This is a genomic window from Sediminibacterium soli, from assembly GCF_009939225.1.
Classification (GTDB): Bacteria; Bacteroidota; Bacteroidia; order Chitinophagales; family Chitinophagaceae; genus Sediminibacterium; species Sediminibacterium soli.
The window spans coordinates 33,561-49,856 of sequence record NZ_JAACJR010000004.1 but is presented as its reverse complement, the minus strand read 5'-3'; the positions used below and the strand labels follow the sequence as shown (position 1 = coordinate 49,856).

At 50.9% G+C, this 16,296-nt stretch carries 17 protein-coding genes; 8 read left to right on the top strand and 9 right to left on the bottom strand.

Going from position 1 to position 16,296, the window contains the following annotated elements; translation table 11 throughout:
- Window positions 1-9: 9 nt before the first annotated feature.
- The gene (locus tag GWC94_RS03270; RefSeq protein ID WP_161833594.1) at window positions 10-3,816 is read right to left on the bottom strand and encodes an ATP-binding protein; all 3,807 of its coding nucleotides are present in this window, start codon (window positions 3,814-3,816) and stop codon (window positions 10-12) included.
- 134 nt (window positions 3,817-3,950) lie between these two features.
- On the bottom strand, window positions 3,951-4,817 hold the full coding sequence (locus tag GWC94_RS03265) for a glutamate--tRNA ligase family protein (protein ID WP_161833593.1): 867 nt from the start codon (window positions 4,815-4,817) through the stop codon (window positions 3,951-3,953).
- Between the two features lie 185 nt (window positions 4,818-5,002).
- Between GWC94_RS03265 and GWC94_RS03260 the strand changes: the two genes are divergently transcribed.
- Together GWC94_RS03260 and GWC94_RS03255 are read left to right on the top strand one after the other, a co-directional pair.
- Complete coding sequence (locus GWC94_RS03260) at window positions 5,003-5,512, top strand: DUF2911 domain-containing protein (RefSeq protein WP_161833592.1); 510 nt, start codon at window positions 5,003-5,005, stop codon at window positions 5,510-5,512.
- A gap of 105 nt (window positions 5,513-5,617) precedes the next feature.
- Window positions 5,618-6,160 (top strand): hypothetical protein, encoded by a 543-nt coding sequence (locus GWC94_RS03255; RefSeq protein ID WP_161833591.1) that lies wholly within the window; start codon window positions 5,618-5,620, stop codon window positions 6,158-6,160.
- Between the two features lie 43 nt (window positions 6,161-6,203).
- Here GWC94_RS03255 and GWC94_RS03250 read toward each other — a convergent pair whose 3' ends face one another.
- The 5 genes from GWC94_RS03250 to GWC94_RS03230 all read right to left on the bottom strand — a co-directional run bounded on the left by GWC94_RS03250 (window position 6,204) and on the right by GWC94_RS03230 (window position 10,284).
- Window positions 6,204-6,998, bottom strand: a complete 795-nt coding sequence (locus GWC94_RS03250; protein WP_161833590.1) for a S1/P1 nuclease — start codon at window positions 6,996-6,998, stop codon at window positions 6,204-6,206.
- A gap of 126 nt (window positions 6,999-7,124) precedes the next feature.
- Entirely contained in the window at window positions 7,125-8,012 is an 888-nt protein-coding gene (locus GWC94_RS03245; RefSeq protein ID WP_161833589.1) for a DUF4097 domain-containing protein, read from the bottom strand.
- Between the two features lie 20 nt (window positions 8,013-8,032).
- On the bottom strand, window positions 8,033-8,908 hold the full coding sequence (locus GWC94_RS03240; RefSeq protein ID WP_161833588.1) for a DUF4097 domain-containing protein: 876 nt from the start codon (window positions 8,906-8,908) through the stop codon (window positions 8,033-8,035).
- A gap of 10 nt (window positions 8,909-8,918) precedes the next feature.
- Window positions 8,919-9,734, bottom strand: a complete 816-nt coding sequence (locus GWC94_RS03235) for a zf-HC2 domain-containing protein (protein ID WP_161833587.1) — start codon at window positions 9,732-9,734, stop codon at window positions 8,919-8,921.
- Entirely contained in the window at window positions 9,724-10,284 is a 561-nt protein-coding gene (locus tag GWC94_RS03230; protein WP_202628631.1) for an RNA polymerase sigma factor, read from the bottom strand. The genes GWC94_RS03235 and GWC94_RS03230 overlap by 11 nt, the downstream gene beginning before the upstream one ends.
- A gap of 191 nt (window positions 10,285-10,475) precedes the next feature.
- Here GWC94_RS03230 and GWC94_RS03225 point away from each other — a divergent pair, with 191 nt between their 5' ends.
- The 6 genes from GWC94_RS03225 (at window position 10,476) to GWC94_RS03200 (ending at window position 13,952) form a co-directional block, all read left to right on the top strand.
- Window positions 10,476-10,853, top strand: a complete 378-nt coding sequence (locus GWC94_RS03225; RefSeq protein ID WP_161833586.1) for a hypothetical protein — start codon at window positions 10,476-10,478, stop codon at window positions 10,851-10,853.
- Entirely contained in the window at window positions 10,841-11,317 is a 477-nt protein-coding gene (locus GWC94_RS03220; RefSeq protein WP_202628630.1) for a hypothetical protein, read from the top strand. The genes GWC94_RS03225 and GWC94_RS03220 overlap by 13 nt, the downstream gene beginning before the upstream one ends.
- A 110-nt stretch (window positions 11,318-11,427) precedes the next feature.
- On the top strand, window positions 11,428-11,676 hold the full coding sequence (locus GWC94_RS03215) for an acyl carrier protein (RefSeq protein ID WP_161833585.1): 249 nt from the start codon (window positions 11,428-11,430) through the stop codon (window positions 11,674-11,676).
- 104 nt (window positions 11,677-11,780) lie between these two features.
- Entirely contained in the window at window positions 11,781-12,233 is a 453-nt protein-coding gene (locus GWC94_RS03210) for a DUF1573 domain-containing protein (RefSeq protein ID WP_161833584.1), read from the top strand.
- A gap of 245 nt (window positions 12,234-12,478) precedes the next feature.
- Entirely contained in the window at window positions 12,479-13,282 is an 804-nt protein-coding gene (locus GWC94_RS03205; RefSeq protein WP_161833583.1) for a hypothetical protein, read from the top strand.
- A gap of 43 nt (window positions 13,283-13,325) precedes the next feature.
- A complete protein-coding gene (locus tag GWC94_RS03200; protein ID WP_161833582.1) occupies window positions 13,326-13,952 on the top strand; it encodes a YciE/YciF ferroxidase family protein in 627 nt (208 codons plus the stop codon).
- A 130-nt stretch (window positions 13,953-14,082) separates the two neighbouring features.
- On the opposite strand, the gene GWC94_RS03195 is transcribed toward GWC94_RS03200, so the two are convergent.
- Together GWC94_RS03195 and GWC94_RS03190 are read right to left on the bottom strand one after the other, a co-directional pair.
- On the bottom strand, window positions 14,083-14,676 hold the full coding sequence (locus GWC94_RS03195; protein WP_161833581.1) for a DUF4142 domain-containing protein: 594 nt from the start codon (window positions 14,674-14,676) through the stop codon (window positions 14,083-14,085).
- A 106-nt stretch (window positions 14,677-14,782) separates the two neighbouring features.
- The gene (locus GWC94_RS03190) at window positions 14,783-16,237 is read right to left on the bottom strand and encodes a glycoside hydrolase family 30 protein (protein WP_161833580.1); all 1,455 of its coding nucleotides are present in this window, start codon (window positions 16,235-16,237) and stop codon (window positions 14,783-14,785) included.
- Window positions 16,238-16,296 lie beyond the last annotated feature (59 nt).

Here is a 16,296-nt window from a genome sequence, read left to right as displayed (position 1 = left end):
AACCGCGGCTCATTCGTTTACCGGCAGGTACACATCAAATCTTGCGCCTTCACCCGGTTCGCCGGAAGCGGTGATCACACCATTGTGGTTCTGTACGATCTTTTTGCAGATGGCAAGACCTATGCCCGTGCCCGAGTATTCCATGCGGCCGTGCAAACGCTGGAACAATTCGAATATCTTGCCTGCATACTGCTGTTCGAACCCGATGCCATTGTCCTGGAAGCAAAAGCGCCAGTACCGGTTGTTGCGGGACAAGCCCGCGTGCGCACTGTCTGCACCCGTCACTTTTTCTGCAGTGATAGCAATATGCGGCGCCACATCGGGCTTACTGTACTTGAGCGAGTTGGCGATGATATTGCTTAAGAGCTGCTGAAACTGGTGGGGTATCACTTTAATCTTTGGCAGCGGCCCTGCCTCCACAACGGCTTTCTTTTCCTCGATCAGTATGGATAAATTACTCCTGGCGTCTCTCAGCAGCGATGCAATATCCGTTTCCACCAATGTTCTGTCTGATGTATTCGTCCGGGAATAATCCAGCAGGGCTTCTATCAGCAGGTGCATCCTTTTGGCCGCCGCGATCATCCGGTTAAAATAGTCTTTACCCGTATCGGACAGTTTGTCTTTCTCCAGGTCCTGTATGCGGTTGCTGAATGTCTGTATTTTACGAAGCGGCTCCTGCAGGTCATGGCTTGCCACATAACTGAAAGAAGCCAGTTCCTCGTTCTGTCTTTCCAGTTCCGCATTTTTTGTCTCGAGTATTTCATTGGCCTGGTTCAGCTGTTCCGCGCGTTCGTACACTTTTGCTTCCAGCGCCCTGGCAAATGATTTCTGTTCGTTGATATCGGTGGCAGTGCCAAACCATTTCGTCACGGTGCCCTGCGCATCCTTCTGCGCATAGCCCCTGCTGAGGAACCAGTGATAGCTGCCGTCTTTCAACTGCATCCGGTGCTCCCGCTGGTAAGGCTGTCCTGATGCGAGCGACCTGCCCCAGACAGCGAATGTCTCTGCTTTGTCGTCGGGATGAATCACCGGATCCCAGCGCCAGGAACCGTCTGCCAATTTTTCTGCGTTGGCAAAAGCCGAGGCACGCTCATTCAGGTACAGCGGCGCTCCCGCTGCATCGGTGATCCATACCAGTTGCGGCATGGCATTGGCCAGCTCATTCAGCTGCCGCTCGCTTTCCTCGGTCTTTTTCCGGTTCACCACCTGCGCAGTAATATTGCTGGCGATGCCGATGATGCCCATCACATTTCCCAGTTCATCAAACCGGGGCTCAAAACCAAATGCTATATACCTTGTTGTTTCCCGGCCATCGCAGTAACGCGTAACGGGGAACTCCTCCGAGCTGAATCGTTTACCGGTGCGGTACACTTCTTCCGCGATGCCGCCGAAGATATCCCTGAATTCGGGTAACAGTTCCCATAACGGCTTGCCCAACGACTGTTCCCTGGTCTTGTTCCAGTAACGCAGCATGGTATCGTTCACCATCTCTATCTCGAGATCCTGTCCGCGGTATACCGCAATACCCATCGGCACCTGGCTGAACAGGTTGCGTACACTTTGTTCGTTGGCGCTGCGCATCCTGCCAAGGTTGATATGCGAGCTTACCCGCGCCAGCAGTTCGCGGGCAGAGAACGGTTTTACCAGGTAATCGTCGGCGCCCATTTCCCAGCCCTCTATCTTTGATTCCTCTCCTGCCCGCGCGGTAAGCAATACAACGGGAATATGCTCTGAAAGTTTGTTTTTCTTGACCTCTTGCAGCAACCCGATACCATCGAGAACAGGCATCATGATATCGCTGATGATCAGATCGGGACTATTGTCTTTCAGTTTCAGCAGGGCATCCATACCATTGTTCGCGGTAAGCGTATCAAAACGGCCCGACAAAACAGAAACGATATGTTCCCGCATATCGGCATTGTCATCCACCACCATCACCAGCGCCCTGTTCTTTTCGGATACGGGTGCTGACGCCGCATGCTGTGTGTTATTATTCAAATCGTCCGGCAATTCCGCTTCGCTGAGATATATCTTGTCTTTTACATACGCTGCGGAGGCTTCGGTAACGATGGATGTGTCATCGGCCACCGCTTTTTTTGTCAGCGGGATTTTTACGGTGAATACGGTTCCCTGCTCCAATTCGCTCTCAACACCGATCTCGCCGTTTTGCAATTGCACCAGTTCCTTTACAAACGATAACCCGATCCCCGTTCCCTCATAACTCCTGCCGCCTGTATTCTCCACGCGGTGAAACCGGTCGAACATGTGCGGCAGTTCTGATGCCGGAATGCCTACGCCGGTATCAGCCACTTTCAGCACCGCAAAACCGCCGTCAGGTTGTATACTCACAACAATCTTTCCCTTCAGTGTGTATTTGAATGCGTTTGACAAAAGATTGAATACGATCTTCTCCCACATATCCGGATCAACATATACCGGCCCGGGAAAATCTTCTTCCTGTATTTCCAGTTGCAAACCTGCTTTCTCTGTAACCGAGCGGAAATAGGACGCCAGATTCCGCGTCAGCGCCGCGATATCCGTTGGCTTAAAAACGGTTTTCTGTTTGCCCGCTTCTATTTTACTGAAATCAAGCAGGGAGTTCACCAGCTTCAGCAAACGCAGTGCATTCCGGTGTGTTGTTTCGATATGTTGTTTTTCCCAGGGGCCAAGCTGCGACTGCGGTTTGCGCAGCAGCTCTTCCAGCGGCCCGAGTATCAGTGTAAGCGGCGTGCGGAATTCGTGACTGATATTGGAGAAGAAAACCGTTTTTGCCTTATCGATCGCGGCCAGCGCTTCGGCCCGCCTGCGTTCTTCCTCGTAAGCCATTGCATTATTCAGCTCCAGCGATACCTGGTCGCAGATCAGCCGGATAAAATGCCGGTAGGTATCGTCAAATTTCCGGAACGGGTTCAATGCCAGGGTCAGCACCGCAAACGGTGTTTTGCGGTTGCCTGCCGAAATGGGCACATGCACAAATTCTTTGGGCGCCAGCTTCCAGGGGCCTGTTGGCAATGTATGGGGGTCTCCGAAATCTTCAAAGAGAACGGTCTCGTTCTCTGTCACCGCTTTTTGCAGCGACCTGCATTTTTCGGATGGTTGCGTCAGGTCTATTTTATCGGGCATCTCAGGGTGCCGCGCATCTATCCCTGCAAAAGCAACCGGGCAGGCCATACTGCCTTCTTCGCTGATACGGCAGATGATGGAAAACGGGAAATCCCTGTTGTTGTCGGCAAGCACTGCCACTGTTGACCGTAGCACCGCATCGGTGTTTTCCCTGCGGATATCGGCGCCGAGTTTGCGCAGCGTATTCAGCGATCGCTCGTTGATGATCCGCGCTGTTTCGGCCGTATTGTAACAGAGCATACCGGCCGTGCGTCCGTCTGCACCCGGCACCGGGCTGTAGGAAAAAGTATAATAGGTTTCTTCGGGATAACCGTAACGCTCCATGATCAGCAACTGCGATTCTGCATAGATACCTTCGTTCCGTTCCATTACCCTGGCGAGCAGGGGGGATATGTCTTTCCAGATATCCTTCCAAACCACCGAGGCGGGCTGGCCAAGCGCTGCAGGATGTTTGCCTCCCGCTATGGCCTTATACGGGTCGTTGTACAGTTTGATCAGCTCCTTACCCCAGCCGATCCATATCGGCTGCTGCGAGGTGAGCATGATGCGAACACAGGTCTTTAAACTCTGGTCCCAGTTCTCTGGCGCACCCAACGGAGAATCCTTCCAGGGATAGTTACGGATACGTTCACCCATTTCTCCGCCACCGGAAAGAAAATCGAGCTCATTAGCAGCGGGTAAGGGATGCGTCATAGATTTCTGGAACAATAAACTTTTCTAAAAATAACACGCGAAATGCATACAGGCCGCAAAATGGGCTGGTATGATTTTTTAGTGCCAGTCTGATTTTTTTCTACGAATGCAGCATATGTTATCGAGCCCGCAGATCAGCACAGCGCAAAAGGCAGGTGTGCTGTCAGCGAATGCCTGTCGGAAATTTTTGTGGTTAGGCCGATCGCTTCTGCCATCAGCTGGTATACCGCTGCGCTGTTTTTTTGCCGCTGACGCAGATAACGTATGGCTGTGGCACCGGCCGATTTGGACAGTTTAACCCCATGCTGTTCTATCAGCGGGTGATGACAAAAAACTGCCTGCGTAAACGAGGAAGCATCGAGGTAACGGGCCAGGAACAGCTGCGCGATGGTGGAATCGAACAGATCCTGTCCGCGTACAATCAGATCTACATTCCAGTAAATATCATCACATACCGAAGCCAGCTGGTACGAGGGATAGCCGTCTTTTTTTCTGACGATACAGTGCTGCATTGACTCGGGCATCTTCTTTTCAATTCGTTCGCCCGCAGCTGTGTAAAATGATACAGGGGAACTGTCTGTCCTGATTCGCCAGCTGGTACCCGGTGTATCCAGCGACAAAGATCTCTGTGCACAGCAACAGGGCTGCTGCACGAGCAGGGTTCTGGAGCAATCGCAGGCAAACAGCCGGTCCGCATCGCGCAAACGCTGCAGCGCCTGGTTGTATAGCGGCATTCTTTTTTCCTGCGTATACTTTTCTTTGAAATCCGCCACTGAAACCGGCCCCTGCTGCCAGGGGATATCGAGGAAATGAAGGGTATCAAAAATATCCTGCAGGTATTCCGGTCTGGCACGCGCCTGGTCCAGGTCATCGATCCGCAATAAAACCGCCGCACCCGTTTTCTCCGCAAGGGCGCTGGTGACCGCAAACGACAATGCATTGCCGATATGTAAAAAACCGCTGGGGGTGGGCGCAATTCTTGTGAGGCTGCCTTGTTTCATAACCGGTAGTAACCTTCCGGCTAAAGTACCATTTCCTTCCACATAAAACACGTGACTGCGGTACCGGCTTTCTGTCGCCCCGGCCGGGAAATCTGTTACCATAAAAGGATGAGCGGTTAGGGAACCAAACAGAAAATGGTAACTTCGGTACCCTGATCATCATCATTTCACCTTAAATTTTTTCTATGAAAAACGCATTTTTATTGGTTCTTGCCGCCATCTGCCTGTCTACAACAGCTATGGCACAGCCGGCAAGTCCGGCCGCCACTGCCACCGGCAGGATCGGCGAGGCTAATGTAACCGTTAAGTACAGCAGCCCAAGGGTAAAAGGCAGGCAGGTCTGGGGAGCGCTGGTGCCTTACGATAAAGTATGGAGGGCGGGCGCCAACGCCGCCACTGTTATCGAAACAGACAAAGACCTGACCGTTGAAGGCAAAAAATTACCTGCCGGCAAATACAGTGTGTATGCCATTCCGGGTCAGAACGAATGGACCATCATCTTTAATTCACAAACCGGTCAGTGGGGCATTACCAGGCAGGGCGAAACCACGCTCGATCCATCAAAGGATGTGCTGCGTGTTAACGTAAAGCCTGTTAAGTCGGCCACACTGCAGGAGGAACTGAAGTATGACGTAAATGCCAGCAATATTTCTCTTTCCTGGGAAAACCTGGTGGTACCCATCTCTGTAAAATAATTTTTTTGCAGCAAATAAAAAAGCCTGTCCTCAAACGACAGGCTTTTTTATTTGCGGTAAAACCGGTTGCCTGCGTTGACGTATCTTCCGTCTTCAATCTATTATATGGAACAGGCAGGCATCGGTTCAAAAGTGCATCACCCCCATTATGGCAGGGGCGTTATCGTGGAAACGGGTTCTGAATTTTATACCATCTGGTTCAAAACACCGAATACCGCCAAGAGCATCGCGAAAGATTATACGGAACTGGAACTGCTCGAAAGAACGGAGGTTGCTGCTGAGCAGGCAGGCGCTGTATCGCTGGCCGATATTGAACAGGCGCTCGATCATGTGCTGACACAAAGACTGCACGAGTTTCAGCTGGTGCCGATGGCCACCAAATGGAACGACGGGACGCTGGTACTTCAACCCAAAGACGGTTCCCTGCAAGCAAAGGAGGTGCCGGTTGATGTATTCTTTCACAAGATCGTGATGGTACGCGACCGCCTGCGGCTGATCGAGCAAAAGATCAATGCGCACAAAGTGCTGACTGATGCCGAAAAAGTGGAGCTGCAGCAATACATCACCGCCAGTTACGGATCGCTTACCACATTCAACGTGCTGTTCAGGGAAACCAGCCACCAGTTTAAAGGAAGCGGCAGGGAGTAGGCGCCGCAACACCGATGGATACACTTGGTGTTACCGTTGTTGTTTACCCGAATAACTGGTTCAGCAGTGCGCCCAGCCGCACGCCGCCTTTGAGCAACTGGTTATCGAGGGTTTTGAGGTGATCGAAATTGTAGCGGTAGCTTAGTTTGTTGCCCGGCGCCGATTCGATCTCTTTGTACAGGCTTTCGGTGATACGGTAAGAATCCACGATCCAGTCTGCGATCGATTCTTTCTGCCATTTGGTTTTATCCGCCGCAGTTGGGTGGTTGATCACTTTAGCGTACTCGGTATACGAAAGCTGCTGGAATTCGATCAGCTGTTCATCCCACATGCTGTGCAGGTTGGTGGCTTTTCCAAACCAGTCTATTTTAATCGCATTGCCACCCTGGTCATCGGGACGTGCGGTATGCATGGGTTGCTGAAGATCTCCTGCAATATGTATGAGCATGCGCAGGTAAAATAATTTCTTGTCGGCAGGAAGGGTTTTGTTTTTAAGTTCCTTTACCAAAAAGTTCATTCTTGTGTAGGCATCGGTTGCGGTATCGGACCGGAGATAGTTGCGCATGTCTTTTTCACTGATACCCGATTTGAAATTGATGTAATGCCAGTTACCCAGGTAACGGTAGGACGGATCCGACTTAATGAAATCGGCCCAGTTGGTGGCCATGGCAAGCGATTCATCGCCCAGTATCTGCTGCACGGTTTTTTTTGCCTGCGGCGTCATATAGCCCCAGGCAATCTCTCCAACAACCCTGTGCCCGATCAAACCCCAGGCCATGGAAGACAAAGGCAATGCCAACAACAAGCCAAACACGGTAACACGACTGATCAGTTTCATATTGTTGCTTATAACGGGCGCTAAGATAGGATATGCCTTCTGTTTTCAATCGGTTGCATTCCGTATTCACCGATTAAACAAAAAGAAAGCCGGCGATCGGCCGGCTTCCGCAAATGGGGGTACTATTTATTTGGCTTTTCTGATATAGATATTGCCGTTCATGGTCTTCAGCATCATTTCGGGGCCGCCGCCGTTGATCCTGCCAAGAATCCAGTCTTCGATATTGAGTTTGTACATGCCTTTTTCCGAACTGCGGTTCACTTTTGCGGGCGCTTTATCCACGTCCACATCAAAATCGCTGTACACTTCACCGCGGTCCGATTTGGCTTTGATATTCGCTTTTACCAATGCAGGGAAAGTGATGTCCACCCGGCCGTTGAGTGTGGAAAATGCCATCGGTGATTTTCCGTCAACGCTTTTGAACACACCGGTCAGGTTGCCGTTCACGGTGTTGGCAATGGCCGTGCCCGATACATTGTTAAAAGAAATGGAGCCGTTCGTATTCGACACTTCCATCTCGCCATTGATATTGCTGATCACGATATCACCGTTGTTGGTGGCATTTATCCTGAATGTACCACCCGAGGCCGGAACCTTGATAACAAGGTCTACCGCGCGTTTCCAGGAATCGGTATTGATCGTAACACGGTTGTTTCTTTCCTGCGCGCTTACATCGAGGCCGTTATTGGCTGCGCTCAGTTTGCGCATACCGGAACCCGACTCCCTGTCCCTGCCACCGCTTATGTTCACATTGGTATTCACATTCACCTCCACGCTGTTCCCGCCCGAAGTCCTGTCTTTCTTTTTCCGGTCGCTGCCCGACTGTGCTTCGACCACAATATCTTTTCCCTCGTACCCGATCAGGGTAATGCCACCGTTTACCAGTCCCACTTCCAGTTTATAGGGTTTGCCGGGTTCGCTTAAGGGCACCGTTAATGATTCTGACTGCGCTGTCACACCCGCTCCAACAAGCAGCATGCCCATCAGCATAGGTAACATTTTCTTCGTTTTCATGATAGTTATATTTACAGGTATTAAGATTGCTTTTTGATATAGATATTCCCGTTCAGTGTTTCAAATATATAGGTCTTGCCACCGGTGCCCACCCGCACATCCGACATTTTATTCAGTTTGTAGATAACGCCGCTGGCTTTCTTTTCTTCCGTTTTGGTCACCCTGGCCGGCAATACCTGCACTTCAGGAAAATCGGTGTAAAAACTGCCGTTCATGCTTTTGAAACGGATATCGGCTGAGAGACTGGCGGGGTAAGTCACTTCCAGTCTTCCGTTCAGCGTGTAATACGATGATTCCGTTGGCGGTATTCCGAGATGATTCACGGTAACGTTTCCGTTTACCGTGCGGATATCCATCAGCGCATCTTTTGCATTCTGCACCAGTATGCCGCCATTTACATTGTGAACCCGCAACGAACCCGCAACGTCTTTGACGGTGATCTCTCCGTTATTTACCGTCGAAATATTCAGGTTCATGTTGAACGGAACCTTAACAGTAAATTCCAGATTGTATACGTATTCGATGCGTCTTCGGTCCTCCCAGTAATCCCGGTAGCGGCGCGGACGCGAATCGTAAGGTTCGGCTATATAGGCGATAACCGTATCACCATACTGGTCGAACCCAAGTTTACATTCCTGTTTTGCCTGCTCCAGCACTTCGGCGCGTTTGGCGGTAAGTTTTTCATCTATTTCCAGCAATACCTTATCGCCCGGATAGCCTTCCACTTTGATCGATCTGAAAATATTATAGATAGACAACACGCTCGAAGCCGCTGCATTCTTCAATACAAATTCTTTGCTCACATGTGTTTTGTATTCCTGTGCCGAAACCGGTTGGGGATGGGCGCAGCCGTACAGGCACCCTGCCAGCAGCAGGCGTGAAAGGATAGGTTTCATAATGTTTGGTTTAGATGAGTTCTGTAATGGTTTGTTCCAGTTTGACCCTAATCTGTCCGTTCAGGTCTTTCTGCTGTAATAATTTCCTGAAGGATTGCACCGATCGTTTTTCCTGCAGTTTCAGCATCACGTCTGCCAGCGCCGACTGCACCAGCGGCGATTCCTGCTCTACGATCGAGCGCACCAGTCCTTCTCTCACGGAGGGGTTCTTTGCGGCTATCGGCGCAAGCGCTTCCAGCGTCATCAGCCGCACGTTCACATTCGGATCGTTATTGAGGGTGGTCAGCAAGGCATCCACTACCTGTGGGTTGGCCTGTTTGATCTCACTGGTATAACTTACCCCGCGTATCCTCTCCGAAGCTGAAGGGTTTTCCAGCAGCGAGAGCATCATCATCTCTTTCATTTCGTTTACCTGTGTAGAAAGGGATGCTATCCGGTCTTTGTTGTCTTTTGTTCCTGTATGGTTGATCAGGTACCCCAGTCCAAGTCCTGCCACCACCAGCACCAGGCTGTATGCCAGGCGAAATCCCGGCTGTACGCTCCAGAACTGCCGGAACATATGACGGATATCGGCAAATGCGTTGCGGGTGGGTTCTTCCGATGCCTTATAAGTATCCAGCATGGCATAAAAACGCGGGCGCAGCGAGGCAGAGGGTTCCGGGGTTACCATCTCTCCCATCCTATCCCATACCTGCTGATCGGTTTCGAGTTCCAGCCGGCAGGCAGGGCAGGCAGCCAAATGCAGTTCAAATGCAGCGCGTTCTGTTTCGTTCATCTCGTTGTTGATCCAGCGTGCGAGGTCTTTCTTATCGTTTTCACATTTCATTCGATTCAAGTTTTAGGTAATGGTTCTTTAATTGCTGCAAGGCGCGGTGCACCCGCACTTTTACAGCCCCTTCCGATAGGTTCATAATACCCGCTATCTCCGCATATTTCAATTCCTGGTAACGGCTAAGCACCAGCACTTCTCGGCTTTCCTCGGGCAATTCGTTCAGCGCCTGGCGCAGCGATTGCAGCTCCTGTCTTTTCTGGATACCTGCATCGGCCCTATCGGTTCCGCTGATCCGTTCGGTATGCGCTTCCAGCTCCTGGGCACGGATGGTTCTTTTCTGCCCGCGTCCTTCATCGTGGATCACATTGCGTGCAACATGGTACATCCACGACCTGAATTCGCCATCGCCGCGAAACGTATGTCGGTATTTCAGCATGCGGTAAAAAACATTCTGCACCAGGTCCTCACTCAGTTCCCGCTGCCCCGTCATATGGTATAAAAAGCCGAGTAACTGCCGGTGGTGACGCTCAAAAAGCAGTCCCATCCTGTCCAGGTCGCCATTTTTTACCTTGATCATCAATGCGTTATCTGTAATCTGATCCAAGCAGCCGTTTTTTCGTGTGGTTTGTCTGAATAAGGTAACCGTGGTTGGAGGAAAAGGTTACAAAAGATAACAGAATTTATGGGGATTGCGGATTCGCGGATGGCGAATTCGCGGATATTTCCGGCAACGGACCGACCTGCCCGACTGCGGCCTTTGGTATAGTTTTTTAGTCCCTTGGGTAAACGATCCGTATGCGATACTGTATTCTTTTGTGTTTTGCGGCGCTGGGGCTTTCTATGTGCTCTCCCAGGCCACAGACAGATGAAAAGACCTGTCTTACCGGCAAACTGGTAAAACGCGGCATCTGCGGACAGCGCGTAATACAACTCAGCGGCGAAGTAACGGGTGGTATGGCTGTTGCGCAGAGCTGGACGGATTCGCTGGCACATAAATCTTACCAGAATGTATTCACCGTTTCCAACCCCTGCAGCTTTCCTTCGGAGATAAAGGAGGGCGAAGAGTTCAGTTTTACCATAACGACAAAGCCGGATACCACCTGCATTCAATGTATGGCGTATACACCGGTGCCTGAACAAAAAAACAGCATACTGGTAGGATGTCCGCAATAATTATGCATCACCACGAACTGATATGGTTGTTTGTACTGGCGATACCCATCGCCTGTATTGCCTGGACGGTAACGCATGAAGAGATTTTTGCGGCGCCGCGGAACTATTGCATCAGGCAAAGCAGGGAGCACCGCAGTGCCTTTGTCAGGAAATGTTTTTATGTGTTTACCTGTGAGTATTGTTTCAGCCATTATGTAACCGCTTTTTTCCTGGCGGCTACGGGGTATACGCTGCTGCTTCCCGGCTGGCGGGGTTATCTTATCGGCGGATTTTCGCTGGTATGGGTGGCCAATATCTATATGGGGCTCTTCGGTCTGCTGCGCCAGGCGATCAAGGCGGAAAAAACAAAGATCACACTCGACGAGAAGATCATCGAAAACAACGGGTATGATGCCAGCCCCGTAAACGGCAAAAAGAACAGCGCTGCAAAAAAAGTTTCTCCCGAGCACTGGAAGGATATCTGACCGTAAACCGCCGTTTTACTGCCGTTGCTCTTTTCTTAACACCGCTTTAATAATCGTTTGGCAGCATTTTTGGTCTTACCCGGTTCATATAATAACCGAAACCAATTACTATGCAACCAGCCATAAGCAGTCTGCAGAGACTATTACGCGAGAAACTGAACATTTACAGCGCTGTCATCACCCTTAAAACCGACTTAAAAAAAGACCTCGATCTGGCCGATTGGGAGCTGCTCTACCTGCTGAACGCCGTGGAGCAGGCATGGGATATCTCCATCCCCGCCACTGACTCTGAAAAGATTATACGCATCGAACATTTACTGGATGTGGCCAAACGGCAGAAAAGCCGCAGCGCAGCCTGAACCACCGGCAGCAAGCGCTTATCCTTTAATTAACCCTTTTGATCGATTTGGGCCGGGTTTTGCTGTAAAAAATGCTAATTTTCCTCTTTAAACACCTCCTTATTATGAAAAAAATTCTGTTTACATTGATAGCGGTGATTGGTATGGCTGCTGCTACACAGGCGCAGAGTGCACCCGGTACCGGCGCGGTTTCTTCTGTTATGAAGTTCAGCACGGAAAAACACGATTTTGGTGTGATCCCGCAAAACATCCCCGCCAGTTACACATTCTCTTTTACCAACACGGGTAAAGAACCGTTGGTGATCAAAAGCGCGGTTGGCTCATGCGGTTGCACGGTTCCTGAATATACCCAGGAAGCCATTCCCGCAGGCGGCAAAGGCTCTATCAAAGTAACCTATAATGCGGCGGCCCTTGGACCGATCAACAAAACGGTTACCGTTACCACGAATTCTGCCACCACGCCGGTGATCGTATTGTCTATCGGCGGTGAGGTAAAAACAGAAACCAAACCCGCTTCCGGCGCATCAGCAGGTTCTGCCGCACCGGTGAAGAACTAAGTATCTTTCTTCCCAAGTGTATAGGAATAACCCATCGAAACCGGTGGGTTATTTTTTGTGTACACCTGATCCCCGCATTGTTTTTGCGTTTTCCCGGTTGTACAATTATCGCTACAGATAGATCCCGTTCTTATTTGTGCCCGTAGAAAAAACTGGGCATTCTCCCCGTCAAAAAGGCTCCGCATACGGGGTATGTTTTTTTTGCCGGTAAGCCCACAGCATTTTTTCAATCAAAAAACACATGTATGCAACGTCAGAAACATCCGGAGAGGTATACCCGTGAGAGAAACGGGTTCTCCACAGATAGTCATCGAAACGATCGTCAGCGTAATGCCAGCGATTCCGGGCAATACCGCGAATCATACAGGGGAAGCAGCGGACGAAACCGGAACGAAGCGTACGGCAATACCGGCCGGTTTGGCAACGAAGGTTACGGCAGCAACCGTCGCTATTCCGACAACAGGAACGAATGGGACCGCTCAGCCCGCAACGATTACCGTGGCGGGAGCGGTTTTCGCAACGAAGAGAGCGACTACGAAGACGTAACGGAAGGATACGGCCGCATGGGCAATGGCAGTTACAATGAACCCTACGGACAGTATGGCGACAGGAGAAACGGAAGCAATGGCCGTGGTTACAACGAATGGTCAGGCGGACGCGGCGACCAGTTTGACCGCGATGATTACAACCGGGACAGGGATTACGACCGCAGGCAGGAAGACAGACACGAGAACAACAGCTACAACAATTTTGACCGGTATGCCGACCGCGGCAATTACCCTACCACAGGACGCAGCGGTGATGGATACGGTTCTACAAGCAACCGCTATTCCAACGACGGCATGCTATCAGAAGACAGGATGAACGAGGACCGGATGCGCAACGGTTCCGACAATTACCGGAGGAATACCTATGCGGCCTTCAACGATGGCAGCCCCGACTGGCAGGGCGGCAATACCCAGCGTTATTCAAAGCAAGGCTTCGGCGCCATGAGCCGGGAAAAAAGAAAGTCGATGGCTTCACAGGGTAACAGGACCTCTCATAACTGAGCATAGTATTTAACGATTGATCTTACACTTAAAAAACACAGGCATGAAAAAAGAAACAATGAGCGGGCAGACAAACACCCGCAACAATACAACGGATAACCACCCTATGCAGGAATCTTTGCTGGACAAACTGTTCAATGACCTGCTGAAAGACATGTACTGGGCGGAAAAGCACCTGCTGCAGGCGCTGCCGCTGATGCAAAAAGCGGCCACTACCAATGAGCTGCACGATGCATTCGAGGATCATTTATTGCAGACGCAGAAACATGTGATAAGGCTCGAAAGGGTGTTTAAACTTCTGGGAAAACCCGCCGAAACAAAAAAATGCGAAGCGATGGCGGGCCTGACGGAGGAAGCGAAATCGCTGATGAGGGAAACAAAGGAAGGAACCATGACAAGGGACGTGGCATTGATCGTGGCCGCACAGAAAGTGGAGCATTACGAGATCGCCACCTACGGCAGCCTGGTACAGCTGGCGCGAACCATGGACTGCGATGAAGTGGCCACCATTCTGGAAGAAACATTATGGGAGGAGGAAGATGCCGACCACCACCTGACCCATATCGCTGAAACCTATGTTAACCCGTTATCGGACCAGGAAGACGAGAGCACCGCGAAAAAAGAGGCAAGGGAACCGGCGTATGAACCGGCAGAAGAAGTGAATGCCTGAAGGGCAACAGGTAACGGCAACAAAAAAGCGCTTTGATAAGCGCTTTTTTGTTGGGTATCATTAGCCCCGGGTTCACCGGAACTTTTTTTATCGCATACAAATAAACTGCGTGTGCTGTTTTTTCACCGAACTACATTTTTGCTTTTATCGCTTTGATATGATCAAAATGCTTCTGCAATACCGGAAGGGTTTGGGATGCAAAATTTTTCAGATCCATATCGGTTACATCCTTGGCAGCATCTTCAAACAGTTTCACGGCTTTCCTGTGGTCATCCACCATCTCGTTTACATACGCTTTATCGACCTCTTTGCCCTGTTTTTTGGTTTTCATCTTATCCATGTTTTCCCGCTCGCTGTCGGGAACCAGGTTGGGCAGTGTAAGGCTTTTTGTTGAGGCAATTCTTTTCAGCTCATTGGCCGCATTGGTATGATCGGTGATCATCATACCCGCAAAATCCTTTGCATCCTGCCGGGTGCCGTATTCCTGCTCCCATTTTGCCAGCTCTATCTCTTTCATACCGGCATTTGCTGCCGCAATCGCAAAATCAGCAGTCTTCTGGTCAACAGCAACGGTGGCTGTTTTCAGCGTCGTATCCGGCTGTGTTACCATTGCCTGGCCTTCCTTATTGGAAACACTGTCTTCCGTCTTGGTTCCGTTATTACCATTACCACAGGATGCCATGAAGCTGACACCTGCCAATACAATCAAACTGGAGGTTTTCATAATTTGTCTTTTTTGGTGAGTATGGTCACAAAGACAAATGTGGTACCAGCCAAAACCATCCGGTTTGTATGGCGGGTTGCAAGCCCGAGTAGAAATATTTCCCCAATCAATTCAGGATATAGGAAGCCACGGCGCCCGGGCCCAGCCTGGCGGCAAACCTGCGTCCTTTGCATGCAACGGTGAACACCCGCTCATCCTTTGCGGTATTAAGCGCTATCAGGATGGTTTTACCAGTGACAGTCTGAAAAGCCACATTGGGCAATTCCTCCGGCATATTGGACCAGACACGCACCGACCCGGGCCTTACCCATTTGGCTGCATGCGCAATGATATAGTATGCCGGGTTTCGGGTAATGCTGTCCTTATCGATCGTAACCGCACCAAGACAGCCGGTGCAACCGCCCCGGTCTGTATGCGGCTGTTGCTGCGGATCGGCCGCGAGGTTCCACTCGATCACCGTCCTGCTCCAGTTGCGGCTGGCGCCGATGATCAGTTTATCGATATGCTCGCGGATATCCCTCGTAAAATTGCCCGGCGCACCTACCCACTGCTCGGTGAAATACAAATGCCTGTCGGGATGCGCATCATGCACTTTTGACAATGCCTCGATCCTGCCCCCGTACAAATGAAATGCCGACCCGTCGATGTATTTTCTTGCTTCCGGATCATCGAGAATGGAAATAGGGTATTCCGGTTTGTCTGCGTTGTGATCGTAAATAATGATCCGGGTACTGATCGCCGCTGCGGCAAAAGCAGGTCCCAGGTATTTTTTGACGAACAATGCCTGCTCCCCGGCCGGCATATACAGGCTGGGGTTATTACCGGGGTGCAGGGGTTCGTTCTGCACAGTGATGGCATCTATGTCGATGCCGTGTTTTTTCATCGCCTGTATGTACTTCACAAAATACCTGGCGTATACACCGTAATATTGGGGCTTCAGGCTGCCCCCTTTTGTATCGTCGTTGGTTTTCATCCAGGCCGGCGGCGACCAGGGCGAGCCCATGATCCGGATACGCGGATTTACTTTTCGTATTTCCTGTAACACCGGTATCACATCGCGCTTATCAGGACCGAGGTCAAAATGCACCAGGCCGGTATCGGTTTGTCCTGCGGGAAGATCGTCGTACGAGAATACATATTCGTTCAGATCAGAGGCGCCAATGCTAACCCGCAGGTAACTGGTACCGATATGGCTGCCATCCGTGGCAAACAGTTCCCTGATCAGCGCGGCCCGCGCCGTAGGACTCATTTTCATCATATGCATGGCGCTGCCGCCGGTGAGGGCAAATCCGAAACCCTGAACCGACTGGAATTTTTTTGCCGGGTCGATGGTGATGGTGGCGGTATCCCGGCTTTTCTGCAGGGTAACCGGCGCCTGCTTTACAAAAAAAACGGCAGCGGCGGGATCGGTCAGCCAGCTTTCCACTTTCGCGGTTTGGGCGGGTAAACGGGCCATACCGCAGCCCAGCCACAGGGCGGATGCCGCGGCAATACGCGCCGGCGGAAAACAGATGCCGCGTAACAGGTAAATAAGACGATGCAGGGATGATATCGGTTTCATGGCAGGATCGATGGTAACCAAACTAAGTTACAGTTCTGCGGCGGAAACAGGAAGATTTT